Below are 17,141 nucleotides of genomic sequence, written 5' to 3' on the forward strand. Positions count from 1 at the left end.
GAGCCGGGACCCGGTTTTTGGAGGCAATGGTTTGCCCCGGTTCTGCAGCGCACCGCGAAGAGCGCTGCGCTGTGCCCGGGGCACGAGAGCCGTTACGACGCCGCCCGTGACGCGTCCGCCGACAGCCGGGCCAGCAGCGACCGTGCCGTATCCGACGGCGACAGCGAGTCCACGCTGACGACGGGCTCGCTGCGCATCTCGTGCTTGCCGTTCGAGGTATGCCGCATCACCGCCGACAAACGCCGCGCGATCATATGCGCGGTGCGGAAGTCGGTCTCCGCGAACACGACGATCACCGAGCCGTCCTTCTGCGCCACGCCGAAATCCATCTGCCGCATCAGGCGGCTTAAAATACGCGCGGCGTCGAGTTGGGCGCGGGAATTGCCGGGGTCGAAGGCGAAGCGTGCGACCGAGAGGCCGCCGCCGCGCGCCAGTGTCTGCTCGACCGCCTTGGCGAAATCGCGGGCGAAGGCTTCCGCCGTCAGCAGGCCGCTGCGCGGATCGAGCCAGCCGCCGGCATCGATCGAGCGTAGCGTGCGGCTCAATTGGGCTTCCATTGCGTGCTGGCGGATCAGCGGCAGCGCATTGGCCGCGACCCTGGCCGGCTCGCCGGGGATCAATTCGAGATTGGGCAGATCGTAGGTCTGCGTCAGCTGGTGCGCGGTGACGACCACGGGCAGGCTGCGAAAGCGGGTGTCCTCGGCAAGCACCGTCAGAAAGGCGTCGGTGACGCGCGCGGTAAAGCCCTCGGCAAGGACGACGCCGTCGAGGTCACGGGTGTTGAGGTGTTTCGCGGCGGCCTCGATCGAGAGCGCACCGACGACGCCGACGCGTTCGCCGAGCGCGACGGAGAGTGCGGGGTAGGCCGCGCCACGGCCGATCAGCAGCACGGTGGCATCGCGTGCGGGGTCACCCTCCGGCAGCGCGACTTTCACTTCGGGCAGACGGCGCAGCACCGTGGCGTGCAGCGTGCGCACGCGTAGCGCAGCGCGAAGCCGTGCGATCAGGCGGTCGGGATGGCCGCCGCGCGAGGAAAAGGGCAGGGCGTTGTGAGGCAGCGTGCCCGCCGCATCCATGGCGACGAATGGAAGGTAGGGCGATTGCTCGGCGATCTTCCTTGCGAGCGATGCCATATGCGGCTCGTGTCCGCCCGACATCATGGCGAGAATCGCGGCCGGCTGCACCTCTTCGACCGCGCGTGCCGCGCTGGCCCAATCGATATCGACCACGGGAAACAGCCGGGCCTCGTCCAGCGCCCCGACGAAGGGCGGCCGATCGGCATTGGACACAAAGAGGATCGGGCCCGCCTGGGACATTCGACAAACTCTGATCACGCGACAGATGCCGCGCAATCTAGTTTGGCCGCCTTAATGCGGCGTCAACGTTCCAGGCGAAACTGCGCCTAGATCGGCCCGGAGCGGTCGCGAAAAGCTTCGACCATCAAAGGGTTAAGCCCGAGCTCGCTGAGCGCCTCGCGGGCGCGCGCATTGTCCTGGGCGCGCCCGGCCAGCCTGTGCCCGGACAACCGGTCGGGCAGTGCGGTGAGCAGCGCGCCCTGGCCGAGCCGGCGTGCCCATTCCTGCAAATCGTTCGAGAGGAAGCGGTAGCCGCCGACGGCCATGATGCCGGATGGTGGCGCGGTGATGCAGATCGCGCCGCTCGGGCGGTCGAGCCGTGCGGCATAGCCGGTGTCGACATAGTCGCGCGGCGGTTGCGCCGTCAGGGTGTCGCCGACCGGCTGGGGTGGCGCATAGGCCGCGATCGGCACCATCGCGCCGCGCAGGCCGAGCGTACCCTTCGGCGTCAGCAGGATCTCGCCGGCAATGGACGAGCCGGACTGCTCGCGCGGAGCACCGTGCGGTCCGGGCATCACCGCGACCGGCATGCCGTCCTCGCCGCGGCGGGCACCGAACAGGCCGGCTTCACCGAACAGATAGACGTCGGTCAGCGGCGCATGGGGCGCGATCCATGCTTCGCTCGCCGCCACTTGCTCGGGCGCGCGCCACAGGCCGATGACGTTGCGCAAGGAAGGCATCCGCGCCGCCAGGTCGGAATCGCCGAGCCGCAGCGCGAGCTGCGCCGGCGCGATCAGCACCTCGCATTCATGCTCGTTGATCTGCTGCTCCAGCACCTCGTTCTCGAAGGGATGATGCAGCGCCAGCGCGCCGCCCGACAGCAGCCACACCGCGAGCGAGGAGGCGAGGCCGGCGAACGACATCGGCGCGAAGGCCGCCATCACCGTCGCGCCCTGCCTGATGTCGGCTTCGAGCGACATTGCGAGCCCGCCGGCGATCAGGCTGAAATGCGGCCGCGGGACCGGACGAAAGCCTTCCGCGGTGACGTCGAAGGAGATCATCGCCGCCTTGCGGCCGTCCTGGATCACGGTGCGCGTGGTGCCAGGCGGGCGTGCCAGCACGTCGTCGAGCGACGCCATGCCTTCGGGCAGATCGGTCCCGAAGCCGCAGACGTGGCGGATCGAGAAGGCCTCGGCCGCCGCATGCATCGCGAGGTCGGCATAGCTGACGCCGTCGACCTTGCTCATGGTGACGATGGCGCGAGCCGCCGTGCGATTGAGCGCGGCGGTCAGTTCCGCATGGCGCCACAGCAGCGGCAGCACGGCGACGACGAGGCCGGCACGATGGGCGGCGAGCACCGTCAGTACGAACTCGACGGTGTTGGGCAGCTGGATCGCGATGACGGAATTGGCCGGCAGCCCCGATTCGACGAAATGGGCTGACAGCGCCTCGATGGCCGTGTCGGCCTCGGCGTAGCTCATTCGCCGCGGCTGGTGCCCGGTCACGCGTGCCTTGTTGAGGGGATCGAGCAAAGCGGCCGCGTGCGGCTGCCGGGTCAGCGTGCGCTGAAACAGCGTGTCGAGCGTCGGCGATGCGGCTGGCTGGTTCACGGCGTCACTTTGCTTGAGTGGCTTGCGGCTGCCCCTTCGACCACCAGGTCTCCGGCAAATAGCCTGAGAGCGAGGTGGCCTTGGGCCGTTCTATCCGATTCCAGCGCGCGATCCATTGCTCGGATACGTTAAACAGGGGGATTGTGTAGAAGCCTGCGATCAGAGCCCGGTCGAGCGCTCGCACCGACGAGACGAACTCCGTATGTTCACGGGCCTCGAGCAGGGCGGCGATCATGGCATCGACCGCCGGATCCCTGGCGCCCATGTAGTTACGAGTCCCCGGATTGTCCGCGGCCGCGCTGCCCCAGTAGAAAGATTGCTCGTTGCCGGGCGACAGCGACTGGTCCCAGCGGTTCTGGATCATGTCGAATTCGTAGGCCAAACGGCGCTGGTCGAACTGCACGGGGTCGACCGACCGCACGCTCGGCTCGATGCCTGCGCGCTTGAGGTCGCGCTGGAACGCGAGCGCGATGCGCTCCTGGTCGCGGGTCGTGACCAGGATCTCGAAGCTGAAGGGCGCCTTGGTCGCACGGTTGCGCAGCACCGTGCCGTCGAGATCGTAGCCGGCCTCGGACAACAGTTTCAGCGCCGCGCGCAACGTGGTGCGGTCGCGTCCCGATCCGTCGGTCACGGGAAGGCGGTAGCTGCCGTCCATGATGTCGGGTGGAATTCGAGCGGCGAACGGCTTGAGAAGCTCACGCTCGCGCGCGTCCGCTGGCCGGCCATAGGCCGACAGGTCGGATCCGGCGAAATAGCCGGCAACGCGCGAATAGAGCCCGAAAAAATAGTTGCGGTTGACCAGCTCGAAGTCGAACAGCAGCGTCAGCGCCTGGCGCACGCGGATGTCGGCGAAGATCGGCCGGCGCGTGTTGAACACCAGGAATTCGGATGGCTGCGGCAGGCCCGGCTTGACGGTGTCGCGGATCACTTCGCCGCTTTTTGCGGCGGGAAAATCATAGCCGTCGTGCCAGCGCAGCGGCTCGTGCTCGACGCGGAAATCGTAGAGGCCGCGCTTGAAAGCTTCGAATTGGCCGTTGGCCTCGCGAAAATAGTCCAGCCGGATCTCGTCGAAATTGAAGAGCCCGCGGTTGATTGCGAGGTCGCGGCCCCAATAGTCGGGATTGCGAGTGAGCGTCACGCTGGCGCCGGGTCTCACGGCCGTGACACGATAGGGGCCGGAGCCAATCGGGCTCGTCAGCGTCGTTTCCTCGAAGGTCGCGACATCGACCGCGTGCTTGGGCAGGATCGGCATCAGGCCGAGGATCAGCGGCAGCTCGCGATCATTCGCGCCGGTGAGGTCGAAGCGGACGGTGAGGGGATCGGTCGCCTCGGCCTTGGCGACCTTGGCGTAATACTGCCGGTGGTTCGGCCGGCCGTGGTCGCGCAGCAGCTGCCAGGAGAACAGCACGTCCTCCGCAAGCACAGGCTTGCCGTCGGAGAAGCGGGCGCGCGGATCGAGACGGAACGTGACGAAGCTGCGCTCGTCGTCGGTCTCGATGCTCCTGGCGAGCAGGCCGTAAAGCGTGAACGGCTCGTCATTGCCGCGCGCTAGCAGGCTTTCGACCACGTAGCTCCGCATCTGCTGCACGGCCAATCCCTTGACGATGAAGGGATTGAGGCTGTCGAAGGTGCCGAGAGCGCCCCAGGTCAGGCGGCCCCCCTTGGGAGCATCGGGGTTGGCGTAGGGCATATGGCTGAAATCGGCAGGCATCGCCGGCTTGCCATGCATGGCGATGGCATGGGTCTCGTCGGCGCGTGCGGCGCCTGTCGACGGTCCACTGACAAGGGCCAAGCCAAGGACCGAGGCCATCACCAAAGCCAGGACGCAAAGGCGGACACCGGGGCCCTCGAAGAGGCGTTGGAACATGAACATCAGCACACGTTGATTCGAAGACCCGCGGGTCTGAATCCTATCACAGGGAATTCACTGGGCTGAGCTTGCGGCGTGGCCAAAGGCGCTTGTCGGCATTGATCTTTTCGTCGGCCACGTTAAGAAGGCACCCAATCGCGCAAGAGCGTCGAGCCCGTCACTTATCCGCCTCAATTGACGGGGAGAGAGCCGCGCCCAAGGCGGCCAGGTTCGGCGCTTCGGAGCGGTTCGGGCACTTCCCGTTCAGAAAGGGTTTTCCGCAATGAATTTCCGTTACTTGGCCGCGTCCGTCCGGCCGCGCGGGCGACTTTCCGCCTTGTTGACGGCGACGGCGTTGGCCGTCCCGTTTGCCGCCGAGGCCCAAACCCCGGCACCGGCCCCCGGCGCGCCCAAGGCGACTCCGGCACCGAAAGCGGCTCCCAAGGCTGCCCCCAAGGCTCCGGCGCCGGCCGCTCAGGCCCCCGCCCAGCAGGCTCCGGCCCAGGGCGCTCCGGCGCAGCAGGGCGCGGCCCAGCCGGCCGACCAGCAGATCCAGCTGATCTACGCTCCCTGGACCAAGTTCTGCCTGAAGGGCCAGGACGCCAATGCCAAGCAGGTCTGCTTCACCGGCAAGGACGGCCGCATCGAGTCGGGCCAGCCGGTCATCGCCGCCGTCATCATCGAGCCGGAAGGCGAGCCCAAGAAGATCCTGCGCGTGACGCTGCCGCTCGGCATGCAGCTCGTGCACGGCACCCGCATCATCGTGGACAGCAACGCGCCGCTGCAGCAGCCCTATGTGATCTGCTTCCAGAACGGCTGCATGTCGGACTACGAAGCAACGCCCGAGCTCATCAACAACATGAAGAAGGGTCAGAATCTCGTTGTCCAGGCGATCAATGCCAACGGCGCGCCGCTGACCCTGCCGCTGCCGCTCGCCGGCGAATTCCAGAAGGCTTATGACGGTCCGCCGACGGACCCGAAGGTGTTCGAGGAAACCCAGAAGAAGCTGCAGGAAGAGCTGCAGAAGAAGGCCGACGAGCAGCGCAAGAAGCTCGAGCAGCAGGGCACGCCTCCGGGTGCACCGGCCGCGGGTCAGAAGTAATCGGACCCAATCCCGGACATGAAAAAGGCGCTCGTTTCGAGCGCCTTTTTTGCTGGCCGCTGCCGGCGGAGAAATCCTAGTTCAGCGAGGGATTGCGCGGGCGATAGCCGCCATCCTTGTTCTTGATGAAGATCTCGGCCACCTGGGAATGCCGGACCGGCTCGCCAGATTCATCCGGCAGCAGGTTCTGCTCGGAGACGTAGGCGACGTATTCGGACTCCGCGTTCTCCGCGAGCAGGTGGTAGAACGGCTGGTCCTTGTGGGGCCGCACCTCCTCGGGGATCGACAGCCACCACTCCTCGGTGTTGTTGAATTCCGGATCGATGTCGAAGATCACGCCCCGGAACGAGAAGATCCGGTGGCGCACGACCTGTCCGATCTGGAATTTGGCGGTCCGCGCTTTAATCATTCCCCGTCGATAGACCAGGATTGTGGCCGATGCTAGTGGCCTCATCTGGAATTAGCGTTCACTGAAGGGGCGGATAGCCCCCAATTCTTCAGAAAACACTTCATCAATGGTCGATATCCTCAATCTCGCGCTACCTTATTTCGGCCTGATCTTCGTCGGTTTCGCCTGCGGCAAGGTCAAATCCCTGCCGGAATCAGGCCTCGCCTGGATGAACTTCTTCCTGCTCTACGTGTCGCTGCCGGCACTGCTGTTTGCGATCATGTCCAAGACGCCGTTCTCGGAATTGAACAACCCGCCGTTCCTGGTCGCAACCACGCTGTCCACCGTCGCCGCCTTCACCCTGGCGCTGGTCGTGGGCAAGGTTTTCGGCCGGCTGACATTGCGCGAGGCGACGCTTGCGGGTCTCTCCGGCGGCTACGGCAATATCGGCTATATGGGGCCGGGGCTGGCGCTCGCCGTGCTGGGGACCAAGGCCGCGGCGCCGACCGCGCTGATCTTCTGCTGCGACAGCATCTTCCTGTTCACCATCGTGCCGCTGCTGATCGAGCTCTCCGACCGCGACCATCCCTCGATCGTGCACGCCTTCGGCGTCGTGCTGAAGCAGATCGTGCTCAACCCGCTGATCATGTCGGCCTGTTTCGGCGCGGCCTTCGCATCGCTGCATCTCGAGATGCCGGTCGCGCTCGATCGCACGATCACCTTCCTGCAGAACGCGGCGGCCCCGACCGCGCTGTTCGTGCTCGGCGTGACCGTGACGCTGCGCCCATTCGACCGCGTGCCTTGGGAGGTGCCGGGCGTGATCGCCATCAAGCTGCTGTTCCACCCGCTCGCGGCATTCGGCCTGATGCTCGCGTTCGGGCCGTTCGCGCAGCCCTGGGCCGCGACCGCCGTGCTGATGGCCTCGCTGCCACCGGCGCTGAACGTGTTCGTGATCGCCCGGCAGAACGATGCCTGGATCGAATCCGCCTCCGTCGCGGTGCTGCTCGGCACCTTTGCATCCGTGGTCACGCTGACCAGCGTGATGTGGCTGCTCCAGACAGGACGGCTGGCGTTTCCGTGAGCGGGCTTAGCGGCGCCAGAACTACCTTCGCCAGGTCGGCGTCAGGCCCTCGCGCATCGCAAGACGGCGGAGCGGGCCGATGGCGCCGAGCAGGTGCATGCCGACGGCACGGACCGGCTGCAGCGGCAGGAAATCGTTGAGCAGGGAGCGGTTGGCGATGTCGATCGCAAAGGTCCGGCTCAGAATGTCCGGGCGCCGTGCGCGGTCGTAACGCTTGAGCACCTCGTCCGCGCCGGGATCCTGTCCCGCAATGACGGCTTCGCCGGCGAGCCGAGCGATGTCGGCGGCGTCGCGCAGGCCGAGATTGAGGCCCTGGGCGCCGATCGGGGGAACCACATGGGCGGCTTCGCCGATAAGCGCTATGCGGTCGCGGCCGAAGGATTTGGGGCGTTCGATCGCCAGCGGGAACAGGTTGCGCCCGGGCTCCACACTCATGCGTCCCAGGATCGAATGCGACTGCTTCTCGACCGCGGCGGAGAGCTCCGCATCATCGAGGCTCCGCAGCCGCTCGGCCTCGGCAGGAGCCGAGACCCAGACGACGCTGGAGCGGTCGCCGGGCAGGGGAACGAACACGCAGGGACCGTGCGGCGTGTGGAACTCGGTCGAGACGTTGCGATGCGGCCTGACGTGGCCGACGTTGAAGGTCAGCGCGGTCTGGGACAGCTCGCGCCGCGTCACCGCGATGCCGGCAGCCTCGCGGCACAGCGAATGCCGGCCGTCGGCGCCGACCACGAGGCGGGCGACGAGAAACTGCGCGGAGGCCGTGCGGATTGCAACGTCGTCGGCTTCGATCACGACGCTTTCAGCCTCGTCGTCGAACCGAACAAGATTGGGCAGCTCCGCCGCGCGCTCTTCCAACGCCAGCATCAGCGAGCGGTTGTCGATGTTGTAGCCGAAGGCGTCGAGCGCGATTTCGTGACAGGAGAACCGGACCTCGGGGCTGCGGAACAGCCGGCCGGTGTCGTCGACGAGGCGCATGACCTCGAGGGCGGCCGCCTTGTCCCTGCATCGCGACCAGACGTCGAGCGTCTCCAGGAAGTCGACGGAGGCACCCAGTAACGCGGTGGTGCGGTTGTCGGCATAGGGAACGCGCCGCGCCACCAATGCGGTCCGGGCACCCGCCTGCGCCAGGGCGATCGCCGCGGCAAGTCCCGCCGGCCCGCCGCCGATCACGGCGGCGTCATGAAGTGTCGATGCGTCTGTCATGGAACGACAATTGACACGCCCGGCGGCAAATTCAAGCCCGCTGATTCTGCCTGATTTTTCGACGAATTGTGTCACCGGGCGGCGCCCTGGCACATGTGCAAATCGGCCTCATTCTGATAGCAGAAGCCATGGATAGCCAAGAGGATTCCCTGAAGCCCACGCCCGCGATCCGCGCCGCGGCTTTCTCGGTGCACATCTTCACCGCGTTCGGCGCGGCAATCGCGCTGCTCGCGATGCTGGAAGCCGTGCGCGAGCACTGGGCGGCGATGTTTCAATGGCTGGGCGTCGCCCTGATCATCGACGCGATCGACGGTCCGATCGCGCGCCGGCTCGACGTCAAGAACGTGCAGCCGAACTGGTCGGGCGACGTGCTCGATCTCGTGGTCGACTTCGTCACCTATGTGTTCGTGCCGGCCTATGCGATCGTGGCCAGCGGTCTGCTGCTGCCGGTCGCAGCGCCCTTGCTCGGCGTCGCCATCATCGTCACCAGCGCATTATACTTCGCCGACCTGCGCATGAAGGCGGACGACAATCACTTCCGCGGCTTCCCGGCGCTGTGGAATGCGGCAGCGTTCTATCTGTTCCTGCTGCACTGGCCGCCGCTATGGTCGACGCTGCTGGTGACCGCGCTCGTCGTGCTGACCTTCGTGCCGTTCCACGTGCTGCATCCGGTCCGTGTCGTGCGGCTGCGCTGGCTGACGATGTCGCTGATCGCGATCTGGGCGGTGCTCGGCCTCTACGTGCTGGAGATGGATTTTCGGGTCGGCGCCGGCGTCACCATCGTGCTTTGCGCCATCGCGCTCTGGATCAGCTTCAGCGACGCCTTGATCCGCCTCGTCAGATCCTTCGCATGATGCACCTCATCACCAGCCCCGAGGCCTGGGCCGCGCTGCTGACATTGACCGCGCTCGAGATCGTGCTCGGCATCGACAACGTCATCTTCATCTCGGTGATCGTCTCGCGCATCCCGGAGAAGCAGGCGCATCGCGCCCGCCAGATCGGGCTGACGCTGGCGCTGGTGTTTCGCCTCATCCTGCTCAGCCTGCTGGTCTGGCTGATCGGCCTGACCGCGCCGGTGTTCTCGGTTGCCAATCAGGACTTCTCCTGGCGCGACCTCATCCTGATCGGCGGCGGCCTGTTCCTGATCGCCAAGGCGACGCACGAGATCCACGCCGAGGTCGAGGCCGATGACGACAGTAGCGACCAGAAATCCGGCGGCAGCGCGTTCTTCTGGGTGATCGTCCAGATCATCATCATCGACATCGTGTTCTCGCTGGACTCGATCATCACCGCGATCGGCATGGCGCAGGACATCGAGATCATGATCGCGGCGGTCGTGATCGCCTGCCTGATCATGTACATCTCGTCGGGTCCGGTGGCGCGATTCGTCGCAGAGCATCCGACCACGAAAATGCTCGCGCTGGCCTTCCTGGTGCTGATCGGCGTCGCGCTGGTCGCGGACGGATTCCAATTCCATATTCCGCGCGGCTACGTCTATTTCGCCATTGCGTTCTCGGCGGCGGTTGAATTCTTCAACGTGCTGGCCAAGCGCAATCGCAGGAAGACCGGCAAGAAAACCGGGAAGAAAACCGGCGAGCCGTCCGCGTAGCCGTTCCAGCTGCCATCGAGTTGACAAGGCGGGCGCGATGTCTTTCGCTGGCCCTGGAGAAGAGGAGGTCAGGTGATGACCAAAGCGGTCCGTGTGCACAAGGTCGGAGGCCCCGAAGCCCTGGTCTATGAGAGCGTCGACGTGCCAGCGCCTGGTCCCGGCGAGGTGCGGATCCGCCAGCATGCGGTCGGCCTGAATTTCATCGACGTCTATTACCGCACCGGTCTCTACAAGGCCCCGGGGCTGCCCTTCATCGCCGGCAACGAGGCCTCGGGCGAGGTGGTCGCGGTCGGGCCCGGGGTGACGCATTTCCATCCCGGCGATCGCGTCGCCTACTACCACAATCTCGGGGCCTATACCGGCGAGCGCAACATTCCCTGGGAGAAGCTGGTCAAGCTGCCCGACCACATCACCCACGAGCAGGGTGCCGTGCTGATGCTGAAGGGGCTGACCGTCTGGTATCTCCTGCACAAGACCTTCAAGGTCGAGCCGCACCACCGCGTGCTGATCCATGCCGCCGCCGGCGGCATCGGCCTTCTGGCCTGCCAATGGGCGAGGGCGCTCGGGGCGCACGTCATCGGCACGGTCGGCTCGCGCGAGAAGGCCGAGCTCGCCGAAGCCAATGGCTGCGACCACGTCATCCTCTACAACGAGGAGGACTTCGTCGCCCGCGTCAAGCAGATCAGCCGCAACGAGGGCTGCGACGTCGTCTATGACGGCGTCGGCAAGGCGACCTTCCCTGGCTCGCTGTCCTGCCTGAAGCCGCGCGGGATGTTCGTCTCGTTCGGCAACGCCTCGGGTCCGGTGCCGCCGTTCTCGATCGCCGAGCTCAACAATCACGGCTCGCTGTTCGCGACACGGCCGAAGCTCAACGACTATGTCGGCACGCGCAAGGAGCTCCTGGAAGGCGCCGACACGCTGTTCGCCGCCGTCATCAACGGCAAGCTCCACGTGCCGATCAACCATGCCTACGCCCTCAAGGACGCGGCGAAAGCGCATATCGATCTGGAAAGCCGCAAGACCACGGGCGCGTCGATCTTGAAGCCTTAGTGTCGCGTCCCGGCTCAGCAGCGCACCGCCGAAGAGGCGCTGCGCTGCGTCCGGGACACAAGCGGCTCTACGCCACCCGCCGTGCCGCGCCGGCCTTGGTCAAGATCCCGTCGAGACAATCGATCATCTCGGCGATCTCCGCCTTCGCGACGTTCAGCGCCGGCATGAAGCGCAGGGTGTCGACCTGCGGGGCGTTGAGCAGCACGCCTTGCTCGAAGGCCTGCGCGACGATGCCGGGTGCGATCGGCAGCTTGAGGTCGAGCGCGAGCAACAGGCCGCGTCCCCGCACGCCGCCGAGGCCGTGCCGGGCCGAGACCTTCTGCAGCTCGCTTTCCAGCAGGAGGCCGGTCTCGGTGACCTGTTTCAGGAAGTCCGGCTTGCCGACCTCCTCGAGGACCGCGAGGCCCGCGGCGCACATGATCGGGTTGCCGTTGAACGTGCCGCCCTGATCGCCATGTTCGAAGCAGGAGGCGCGCTCGGTCGCGAGCAGGGCTGCGAGCGGGACGCCGCCGCCGGTGCCCTTGCCGAGCGTCATGATGTCGGGCGAGATGCCCGTGTGCTCATAGTGGAAGAGTTTCCCGGTGCGGCCCATGCCGGTCTGGATCTCGTCGAAAATGAGCAGCAGGCCGTGCGCCTCGGTCAGCGCGCGGAGCTGCTGCAGGAACGCATCGGTGGCGGGCCACACGCCTGATTCACCCTGGATCGGCTCGAGCATCACGGCGACGGTGTTGTCGTTGATCAGCGCTTCGACCGAGGCGATGTCGTTGAGCTTGGCCTTCTTGAAGCCCGCGACCTTCGGCTCGAACAGCGGCTCGAACGCCTTCTTGCCCGAAGCCGACATCGTCGCCAGCGTCCGGCCGTGGAAGCCGCCTTCGAAACTGATGATCTCGAACGCACCCCCCTTGTGCAGGCTGCCATATTTGCGCGCGAGCTTGATCGCGCCTTCGTTGGCTTCCGCGCCGGAATTGGCGAAGAACACCTGGTCGAAGGCGCTGCCGGCGACCAGCGCCTGCGCCAGCTTCAGGCTCGGCTCGTTGTAGAAGGCCGGGCTCGGCGTCAGGAGCCGCTTCGCCTGGGCGCCAAGCGCGTCGGCGACCACCGCCGGGGAATGGCCGAGGCAGTTGACGGCCCAGCCCTGCACGAAGTCGAGATAGCGCTTGCGGCTGTCGTCCCAGAGGTAGGAGCCCGCGCCGCGGACGAACACGGCCTTCGGCCGTGCGGTGATGTCCATCAGCGCGTCGTACGGATGCGTCGTCATGTCGAACTCCTCTGGAGGCGGGTGGAAAAGGGGCGCAAAAAGCAGAAAGGCCGCACCTTGCGGGTGCGGCCTTCTCGAAAAACTCGGCTGAATTCAGTGGTTCAGCGGCGTCCTCGGACATGGCGCACCCTCTCGTCGTCGCGGGAGCGACGGCGGAGCATCTCGGTGCGCAGGTTGGTCCGGGCGTTGATCATGGGGCGCGGCAATACATGCGGGGGGCAGGGCTTGTCAAGCGGGCGTTTTGCGGATGCACGCCGAGCGTGTGGGGTTGCGTGCGGTTCATGCGAGGGGATTTCGCGCGCAGTTCGTCGATGGCCGTGAGAAACCATCCCGTCGCTGGCGCGTTTGTGATCGAAGGATGCGACTTGGTTCGAACCGAACGCAACGCGGCTCAGACCAAGATTGGCGGGACCAACGAGACAGTTTCAGCCTTGTCCGATACGCCTTATCCAATCGACCTCGACAGCATTCGCGGCGCATTTCCGCCGGGCATCGAAGCACCCCCGCTGCTGGTCGACTTTGCCACGTGGCTCGACGGACGCCCGTGGGGCAGCGTCGGCTGCTTTGCGCTGCAGGGCCAGTTCTCCGATCATGCGCCGATCGTCGACGGCAGTCCGTTGCGCGATCGGTTTTCGCTGTTCATGCGGCTGCCGGATGGTTCGGCCGTCGGCGGCTGGTACGGCGCAGGTCTCGACCGCGACAACCCGCCGATCGTGGGGCTGGGGTCGGAGGGCGATTACGAACTGCTGGCGCCGAGTCTCGATGGTCTGCTCGCCAAACTGACGTCGCAACAATTCGACAATGCCTGGAGCGATCTCAAGCCGCATGACGAGGTCGAGTGCCAGACGGTCGAGCTCGCACAGTGGCTCGCCGGACGGCCGCTTGGCGAGCCGACAACGCCCGAGGAGACGTCATCGGAGCTGCCCGATTTCCGCGGCTTCGTGGAGAAGTGGAGTCGGGATCGCGAAGATTATTGGGCCAATCATCGGCTGATGGCCGAGCTCGGCTGGCGGCTGGCCGCCCATTTGCCGAAGGGCAAGAACCCCTGGGACGAGACCCGTTTCGAGGTCGCGATCGTCGGCAAGCAGTACCAGGCGCGCGTGCTGTCGCGCGGGCCCCAGCCGTTCGCGGAAGCCGCTTCAATCGAATCCCTGCTGCGCGATCTGCGCGAGGAGATGCGCCGCGCGCAGCCCGAGCTTGGGCTGTGGTACGCGATGAATTTCGGCCTCTATGCGGACGGCCGCGTCATGCCCAGCTTCGAATACGATGTCCGCCCGACGATCGAGGGCGAACCGGCGCTGCTTGCTGAAGCCAAGGCCGATCTCGCCCGCGCCCCGCGCCCGGAGCGCTGGGTGCCGAAATGGCTGGCGTGACGGAGTGCGTCAGAATCCCGCGACGCTGCCGTGCAGATCGTATTGATCGGCGCGCTCGATCTTGGCGGTGACGATCTCGCCGACGCGCAAGGGGCGGCGGCTCGTGAGGTACACCGCGCCGTCGATCTCCGGCGCATCGGCCTTGGAGCGGCCCTTGGCGACAGTCGGTCCGACCTCGTCGATGATGATTTGCTGGCGCGTGCCGACCTTGCGCTTCAGCCGGCGCGCGGAGATCTTCTGCTGGCGGGCCATCAGCGCGTTGTAGCGCTCCTGCTTGACCTCTTCCGGCACCGGGTTCTCGATCCCGTTCGAGGTCGCGCCGGCAACGGGCTCGTATTTGAAGCAGCCGAGGCGATCGATCTCGGCCTCGTCGAGCCAGTCGAGCAGATAGGCGAAGTCGGCATCGGTCTCGCCGGGGAAGCCGACGATGAAGGTCGAGCGAAGTGCGAGATCGGGGCATTCCTCGCGCCAGCGCTTGATCCGCGCCAGCGTCTTGTCCTGCGCGGCCGGGCGCTTCATCGCCTTCAGCACGTCGGGGCTCGCATGCTGGAACGGGATGTCGAGATAGGGCAGCACCTTGCCCTCGTTCATCAGCGCGATGACCTCGTCGACATGCGGGTAGGGGTAGACATATTGCAGGCGGACCCAGGCGCCGAGTTCGCCGAGCTCGCGCGCAAGGTCCAAAAATCTGGCACGGACCTGGCGATCCTTCCACGGGCTCTCGGCATATTTGAGATCGACGCCATAGGCCGAGGTGTCCTGCGAGATCACCAAGAGCTCCTTGACGCCTGCGCCGACGAGGCGCTCGGCCTCGCGCAGCACGTCGTTGGCGGGGCGCGAGACCAGATCGCCGCGCAGCTTCGGAATGATGCAGAACGTGCAGCGGTTGTTGCAGCCTTCGGAGATCTTCAAATAGGCGTAGTGGCGCGGCGTCAGCTTGATGCCCTGCGGCGGCACCAGATCGACGTGAGGGTTGTGGGCCGGCGGCAGCGCGCGATGCACCGCGTCCAGCACGCTCTCATATTGCTGCGGCCCGGTGATGGAGAGCACGCCGGGATAGGCCTGCTCGATTTGCTCGGGCTCGGCGCCCATGCAGCCGGTCACGATCACCTTGCCGTTCTCGGCCATGGCCTCGCCGATCGCCGAAAGCGATTCCTGCTTGGCGCTGTCGAGGAAGCCGCAGGTATTGACGATGACGATATCGGCCCCGTCATGCTTGCGGGCGAGCTCATAGCCCTCCGCGCGCAGGCGCGTGATGATGCGCTCCGAATCCACCAATGCCTTGGGACACCCGAGCGACACGAAGCTGACCTTGGGCGCAGCCGTCTGATCCATATCCAAATCTGCCTGATTGACCGGCCTGAGCTAGTCCCAATTGCCCACAATTACAACCCTTTGCAGGGCGTTCCGGCGTGCTATGGATGAATCACCTGCCGTGAGTGAGCCATGAGCGCCGACCAGTCGCCCAAAATCGTGATCGTCGACGAAAGCCCGATCCGGGCTGCGATCCTGGAGGACGGGTTGCGGGAGGCGGGATTCACTGAGGTCGTCCATATCCGCGAGATGCAGAGCCTGCTGGCCCGTATTTATGCGGTGGATCCCGACATCATCCTGATCGATCTGGAGAACCCCAGCCGCGACGTGCTGGAGGCGATGTTCCAGGTCAGCCGCGCCGTGAAGCGGCCGATCGCGATGTTCGTCGACCAGAGCGATTCCGCCTCGATCCAGGCCTCGGTCGAGGCGGGGGTATCCGCCTACATTGTCGACGGGTTGAAGAAGGAGCGCATCAAGCCGATCCTCGACCTCTGCGTGTCCCGCTTCAATGCCTTCGCCAAGCTGCAGGAGGAGCTGGAGCGCACCAAGTCGCAGCTCGAGGACCGCAAGATCATCGAGAAGGCCAAGGGCATCCTGATGAAGGTGAAGGGACTGACCGAGGACGAGGCCTACGTGCTGCTGCGCTCCACCGCGATGCGCGAGAAGAAGAAAATCGGCGAGATCGCCCAGTCGATCATCACCGCGTCGGAGATGCTGAAATGACCGCCCCCCTGCGCATCGGGTTCATTCCGCTGGTCGATGCCGCCGCGCTGATTGTCGCCGTCGACAAGGGATTTGCCGTTGCCGAAGGGCTCGACGTCGAGCTGGTCCGCGAGGTCTCCTGGTCCAACGTCCGCGACAAGCTCAATATCGGCCTGTTCGACGCCGCGCATCTTCTGGCGCCCGTGGCGATCGCGTCCTCGCTCGGGCTCGGCCACGTGAAGGTGCCGATCGCCGCGCCCTTCAACCTCGGTATCAATGGCAATGCGATCACGGTGTCGCCGGCGCTCCACGCCGCGCTGATGGAGGAGATCGACGGAAACCGTTTCGATCCGATGGCTACGGCGAAAGCGCTCGCAAAGGTCGTGGCCGAGCGGCGCAAGGCAGGTGCCGAGCCGCTGACCTTCGGCATGACCTTCCCGTTCTCGACCCACAATTACCAATTGCGGTTCTGGATGGCCGCGGCCGGCGTCGATCCCGACGAGGACGTGCGCCTCGTGGTGCTGCCGCCGCCCTACATGGTCGACAGCCTCAAGAGCGGCCATGTCGATGCGTTCTGCGTCGGTGCTCCCTGGAACTCGATCGCCGTCGATCTCGGCATCGGGCATATCCTGCATTTCGTCTCCGACATCCTCGACCGTGCAGCGGAGAAGGTCTTGGCAGTCCGCCAGGTCTGGGCCGACAAGCATCCGGACGTGGTCGCGCGCCTGGTGCGTGCGGCGGTGAAGGGGGCCGAGTTCATCGAGAATCCTGCGAACCTCGCCGAGGCGGCGCAGATCCTGGCGCAGCCCGAGCGGATTGGCGTCGATGCCGAAGTGGTCCAGCGCACACTGACTGGACGCCTGAAGATTTCCCCTGACGGTACCTTCCGCGAGAGCGGCCGCTACCTCCTGGTGGGGCGGGAGGAGGCGGGGCGCCCCGATCCGGTTCAGGCCGCCTGGCTCTATGCACAGATGGTGCGGTGGGGGCAGACGGCGCTCACGCCGGAGGGCGTCAAGACGGCCATGGCCGTGTTCAGGCCCGACCTCTACGATGCTGCCCTCGGTCGCCGGCCGCCTGAGCAGGCTCCCGCGGCGTTCGGCGCATTCGCCGGCCCGGTCTTTGATCCCGGCAACATCCGGGGGCATCTCGAGGCCTTCGAGGTCGGGCGTTGGAAGGCCTGATTCGGCGCTGCCTATTTTTTGTGCCGATGGGCGCATCGGCTAAATTTTGAGCCGCGTGCCCGAATTTCGTGAGCCGCGCGGCCACCGGGATGTTCCCGACCCCCGCGTAATCATCTGAAATCA

General features: G+C 65.9%; 15 protein-coding genes. 8 read left to right on the forward strand and 7 right to left on the reverse strand.

Annotated features, from left to right (window positions below; all coding sequences use genetic code 11):
• Window positions 1-92: 92 nt before the first annotated feature.
• The 3 genes from ML401_RS16745 to ML401_RS16755 form a co-directional block, all read right to left on the reverse strand.
• Window positions 93-1,316 (reverse strand): GGDEF domain-containing protein, encoded by a 1,224-nt coding sequence (locus ML401_RS16745; RefSeq protein WP_285812491.1) that lies wholly within the window; start codon window positions 1,314-1,316, stop codon window positions 93-95.
• A gap of 86 nt (window positions 1,317-1,402) precedes the next feature.
• On the reverse strand, window positions 1,403-2,905 hold the full coding sequence (locus ML401_RS16750; protein ID WP_285812492.1) for a class I adenylate-forming enzyme family protein: 1,503 nt from the start codon (window positions 2,903-2,905) through the stop codon (window positions 1,403-1,405).
• A 4-nt stretch (window positions 2,906-2,909) separates the two neighbouring features.
• Window positions 2,910-4,778: an extracellular solute-binding protein gene (locus tag ML401_RS16755; protein WP_285812493.1), complete on the reverse strand. Its 1,869-nt coding sequence runs from the start codon at window positions 4,776-4,778 to the stop codon at window positions 2,910-2,912.
• A gap of 259 nt (window positions 4,779-5,037) precedes the next feature.
• Here ML401_RS16755 and ML401_RS16760 point away from each other — a divergent pair, with 259 nt between their 5' ends.
• Window positions 5,038-5,856 (forward strand): invasion associated locus B family protein, encoded by an 819-nt coding sequence (locus ML401_RS16760; protein ID WP_285812494.1) that lies wholly within the window; start codon window positions 5,038-5,040, stop codon window positions 5,854-5,856.
• 76 nt (window positions 5,857-5,932) lie between these two features.
• On the opposite strand, the gene hspQ is transcribed toward ML401_RS16760, so the two are convergent.
• Window positions 5,933-6,265 carry a heat shock protein HspQ gene (hspQ, locus tag ML401_RS16765; protein WP_028136346.1) on the reverse strand — a complete coding sequence of 111 codons (333 nt, stop codon included), beginning with the start codon at window positions 6,263-6,265 and terminating at the stop codon, window positions 5,933-5,935.
• 106 nt (window positions 6,266-6,371) lie between these two features.
• Here hspQ and ML401_RS16770 point away from each other — a divergent pair, with 106 nt between their 5' ends.
• The gene (locus ML401_RS16770) at window positions 6,372-7,325 is read left to right on the forward strand and encodes an AEC family transporter (protein ID WP_285812495.1); all 954 of its coding nucleotides are present in this window, start codon (window positions 6,372-6,374) and stop codon (window positions 7,323-7,325) included.
• A 21-nt stretch (window positions 7,326-7,346) separates the two neighbouring features.
• On the opposite strand, the gene ML401_RS16775 is transcribed toward ML401_RS16770, so the two are convergent.
• Window positions 7,347-8,531, reverse strand: a complete 1,185-nt coding sequence (locus ML401_RS16775; RefSeq protein ID WP_285812496.1) for a UbiH/UbiF family hydroxylase — start codon at window positions 8,529-8,531, stop codon at window positions 7,347-7,349.
• Window positions 8,532-8,659: 128 nt separating this feature from the next.
• On the opposite strand from ML401_RS16775, the gene pcsA reads away from it, so the two are divergent.
• The 3 genes from pcsA to ML401_RS16790 all read left to right on the forward strand — a co-directional run bounded on the left by pcsA (window position 8,660) and on the right by ML401_RS16790 (window position 11,190).
• On the forward strand, window positions 8,660-9,385 hold the full coding sequence (gene pcsA, locus ML401_RS16780) for a phosphatidylcholine synthase (protein WP_194408077.1): 726 nt from the start codon (window positions 8,660-8,662) through the stop codon (window positions 9,383-9,385).
• Entirely contained in the window at window positions 9,382-10,140 is a 759-nt protein-coding gene (locus tag ML401_RS16785) for a TerC family protein (protein ID WP_211416985.1), read from the forward strand. The genes pcsA and ML401_RS16785 overlap by 4 nt, the downstream gene beginning before the upstream one ends.
• A 75-nt stretch (window positions 10,141-10,215) precedes the next feature.
• Window positions 10,216-11,190, forward strand: coding sequence for a quinone oxidoreductase (locus ML401_RS16790; RefSeq protein ID WP_194408079.1), 975 nt, complete (start codon window positions 10,216-10,218; stop codon window positions 11,188-11,190).
• A gap of 67 nt (window positions 11,191-11,257) precedes the next feature.
• On the opposite strand, the gene ML401_RS16795 is transcribed toward ML401_RS16790, so the two are convergent.
• On the reverse strand, window positions 11,258-12,448 hold the full coding sequence (locus ML401_RS16795; RefSeq protein WP_285812497.1) for an acetylornithine transaminase: 1,191 nt from the start codon (window positions 12,446-12,448) through the stop codon (window positions 11,258-11,260).
• A gap of 431 nt (window positions 12,449-12,879) precedes the next feature.
• Here ML401_RS16795 and ML401_RS16800 point away from each other — a divergent pair, with 431 nt between their 5' ends.
• A complete protein-coding gene (locus tag ML401_RS16800) occupies window positions 12,880-13,821 on the forward strand; it encodes a hypothetical protein (RefSeq protein ID WP_285812690.1) in 942 nt (313 codons plus the stop codon).
• Window positions 13,822-13,830: 9 nt separating this feature from the next.
• Here ML401_RS16800 and rimO read toward each other — a convergent pair whose 3' ends face one another.
• Complete coding sequence (gene rimO / locus ML401_RS16805) at window positions 13,831-15,156, reverse strand: 30S ribosomal protein S12 methylthiotransferase RimO (protein ID WP_285812498.1); 1,326 nt, start codon at window positions 15,154-15,156, stop codon at window positions 13,831-13,833.
• 111 nt (window positions 15,157-15,267) lie between these two features.
• Here rimO and ML401_RS16810 point away from each other — a divergent pair, with 111 nt between their 5' ends.
• Together ML401_RS16810 and ML401_RS16815 are read left to right on the forward strand one after the other, a co-directional pair.
• Window positions 15,268-15,858 carry an ANTAR domain-containing response regulator gene (locus tag ML401_RS16810; RefSeq protein ID WP_194408083.1) on the forward strand — a complete coding sequence of 197 codons (591 nt, stop codon included), beginning with the start codon at window positions 15,268-15,270 and terminating at the stop codon, window positions 15,856-15,858.
• On the forward strand, window positions 15,855-17,018 hold the full coding sequence (locus ML401_RS16815; RefSeq protein ID WP_285812499.1) for a CmpA/NrtA family ABC transporter substrate-binding protein: 1,164 nt from the start codon (window positions 15,855-15,857) through the stop codon (window positions 17,016-17,018). The genes ML401_RS16810 and ML401_RS16815 overlap by 4 nt, the downstream gene beginning before the upstream one ends.
• Window positions 17,019-17,141: the final 123 nt, after the last annotated feature.

The organism is Bradyrhizobium sp. 62B (genome assembly GCF_030272265.2).
In the GTDB taxonomy this organism is placed as follows: Bacteria; Pseudomonadota; Alphaproteobacteria; order Rhizobiales; family Xanthobacteraceae; genus Bradyrhizobium.

Coding starts and splice junctions, on each gene's coding strand:
- ML401_RS16745 (WP_285812491.1), bottom strand. CDS start 1,316: ATGTCCCAGGCGGGCCCGATCCTCTTTGTGTCCAATGCCGATCGGCCG.
- ML401_RS16755 (WP_285812493.1), bottom strand. CDS start 4,778: ATGTTCATGTTCCAACGCCTCTTCGAGGGCCCCGGTGTCCGCCTTTGC.
- ML401_RS16760 (WP_285812494.1), top strand. CDS start 5,038: ATGAATTTCCGTTACTTGGCCGCGTCCGTCCGGCCGCGCGGGCGACTT.
- hspQ (WP_028136346.1), bottom strand. CDS start 6,265: ATGATTAAAGCGCGGACCGCCAAATTCCAGATCGGACAGGTCGTGCGC.
- ML401_RS16770 (WP_285812495.1), top strand. CDS start 6,372: ATGGTCGATATCCTCAATCTCGCGCTACCTTATTTCGGCCTGATCTTC.
- ML401_RS16775 (WP_285812496.1), bottom strand. CDS start 8,531: ATGACAGACGCATCGACACTTCATGACGCCGCCGTGATCGGCGGCGGG.
- pcsA (WP_194408077.1), top strand. CDS start 8,660: ATGGATAGCCAAGAGGATTCCCTGAAGCCCACGCCCGCGATCCGCGCC.
- ML401_RS16785 (WP_211416985.1), top strand. CDS start 9,382: ATGATGCACCTCATCACCAGCCCCGAGGCCTGGGCCGCGCTGCTGACA.
- ML401_RS16790 (WP_194408079.1), top strand. CDS start 10,216: ATGACCAAAGCGGTCCGTGTGCACAAGGTCGGAGGCCCCGAAGCCCTG.
- ML401_RS16795 (WP_285812497.1), bottom strand. CDS start 12,448: ATGACGACGCATCCGTACGACGCGCTGATGGACATCACCGCACGGCCG.
- rimO (WP_285812498.1), bottom strand. CDS start 15,156: ATGGATCAGACGGCTGCGCCCAAGGTCAGCTTCGTGTCGCTCGGGTGT.
- ML401_RS16810 (WP_194408083.1), top strand. CDS start 15,268: ATGAGCGCCGACCAGTCGCCCAAAATCGTGATCGTCGACGAAAGCCCG.
- ML401_RS16815 (WP_285812499.1), top strand. CDS start 15,855: ATGACCGCCCCCCTGCGCATCGGGTTCATTCCGCTGGTCGATGCCGCC.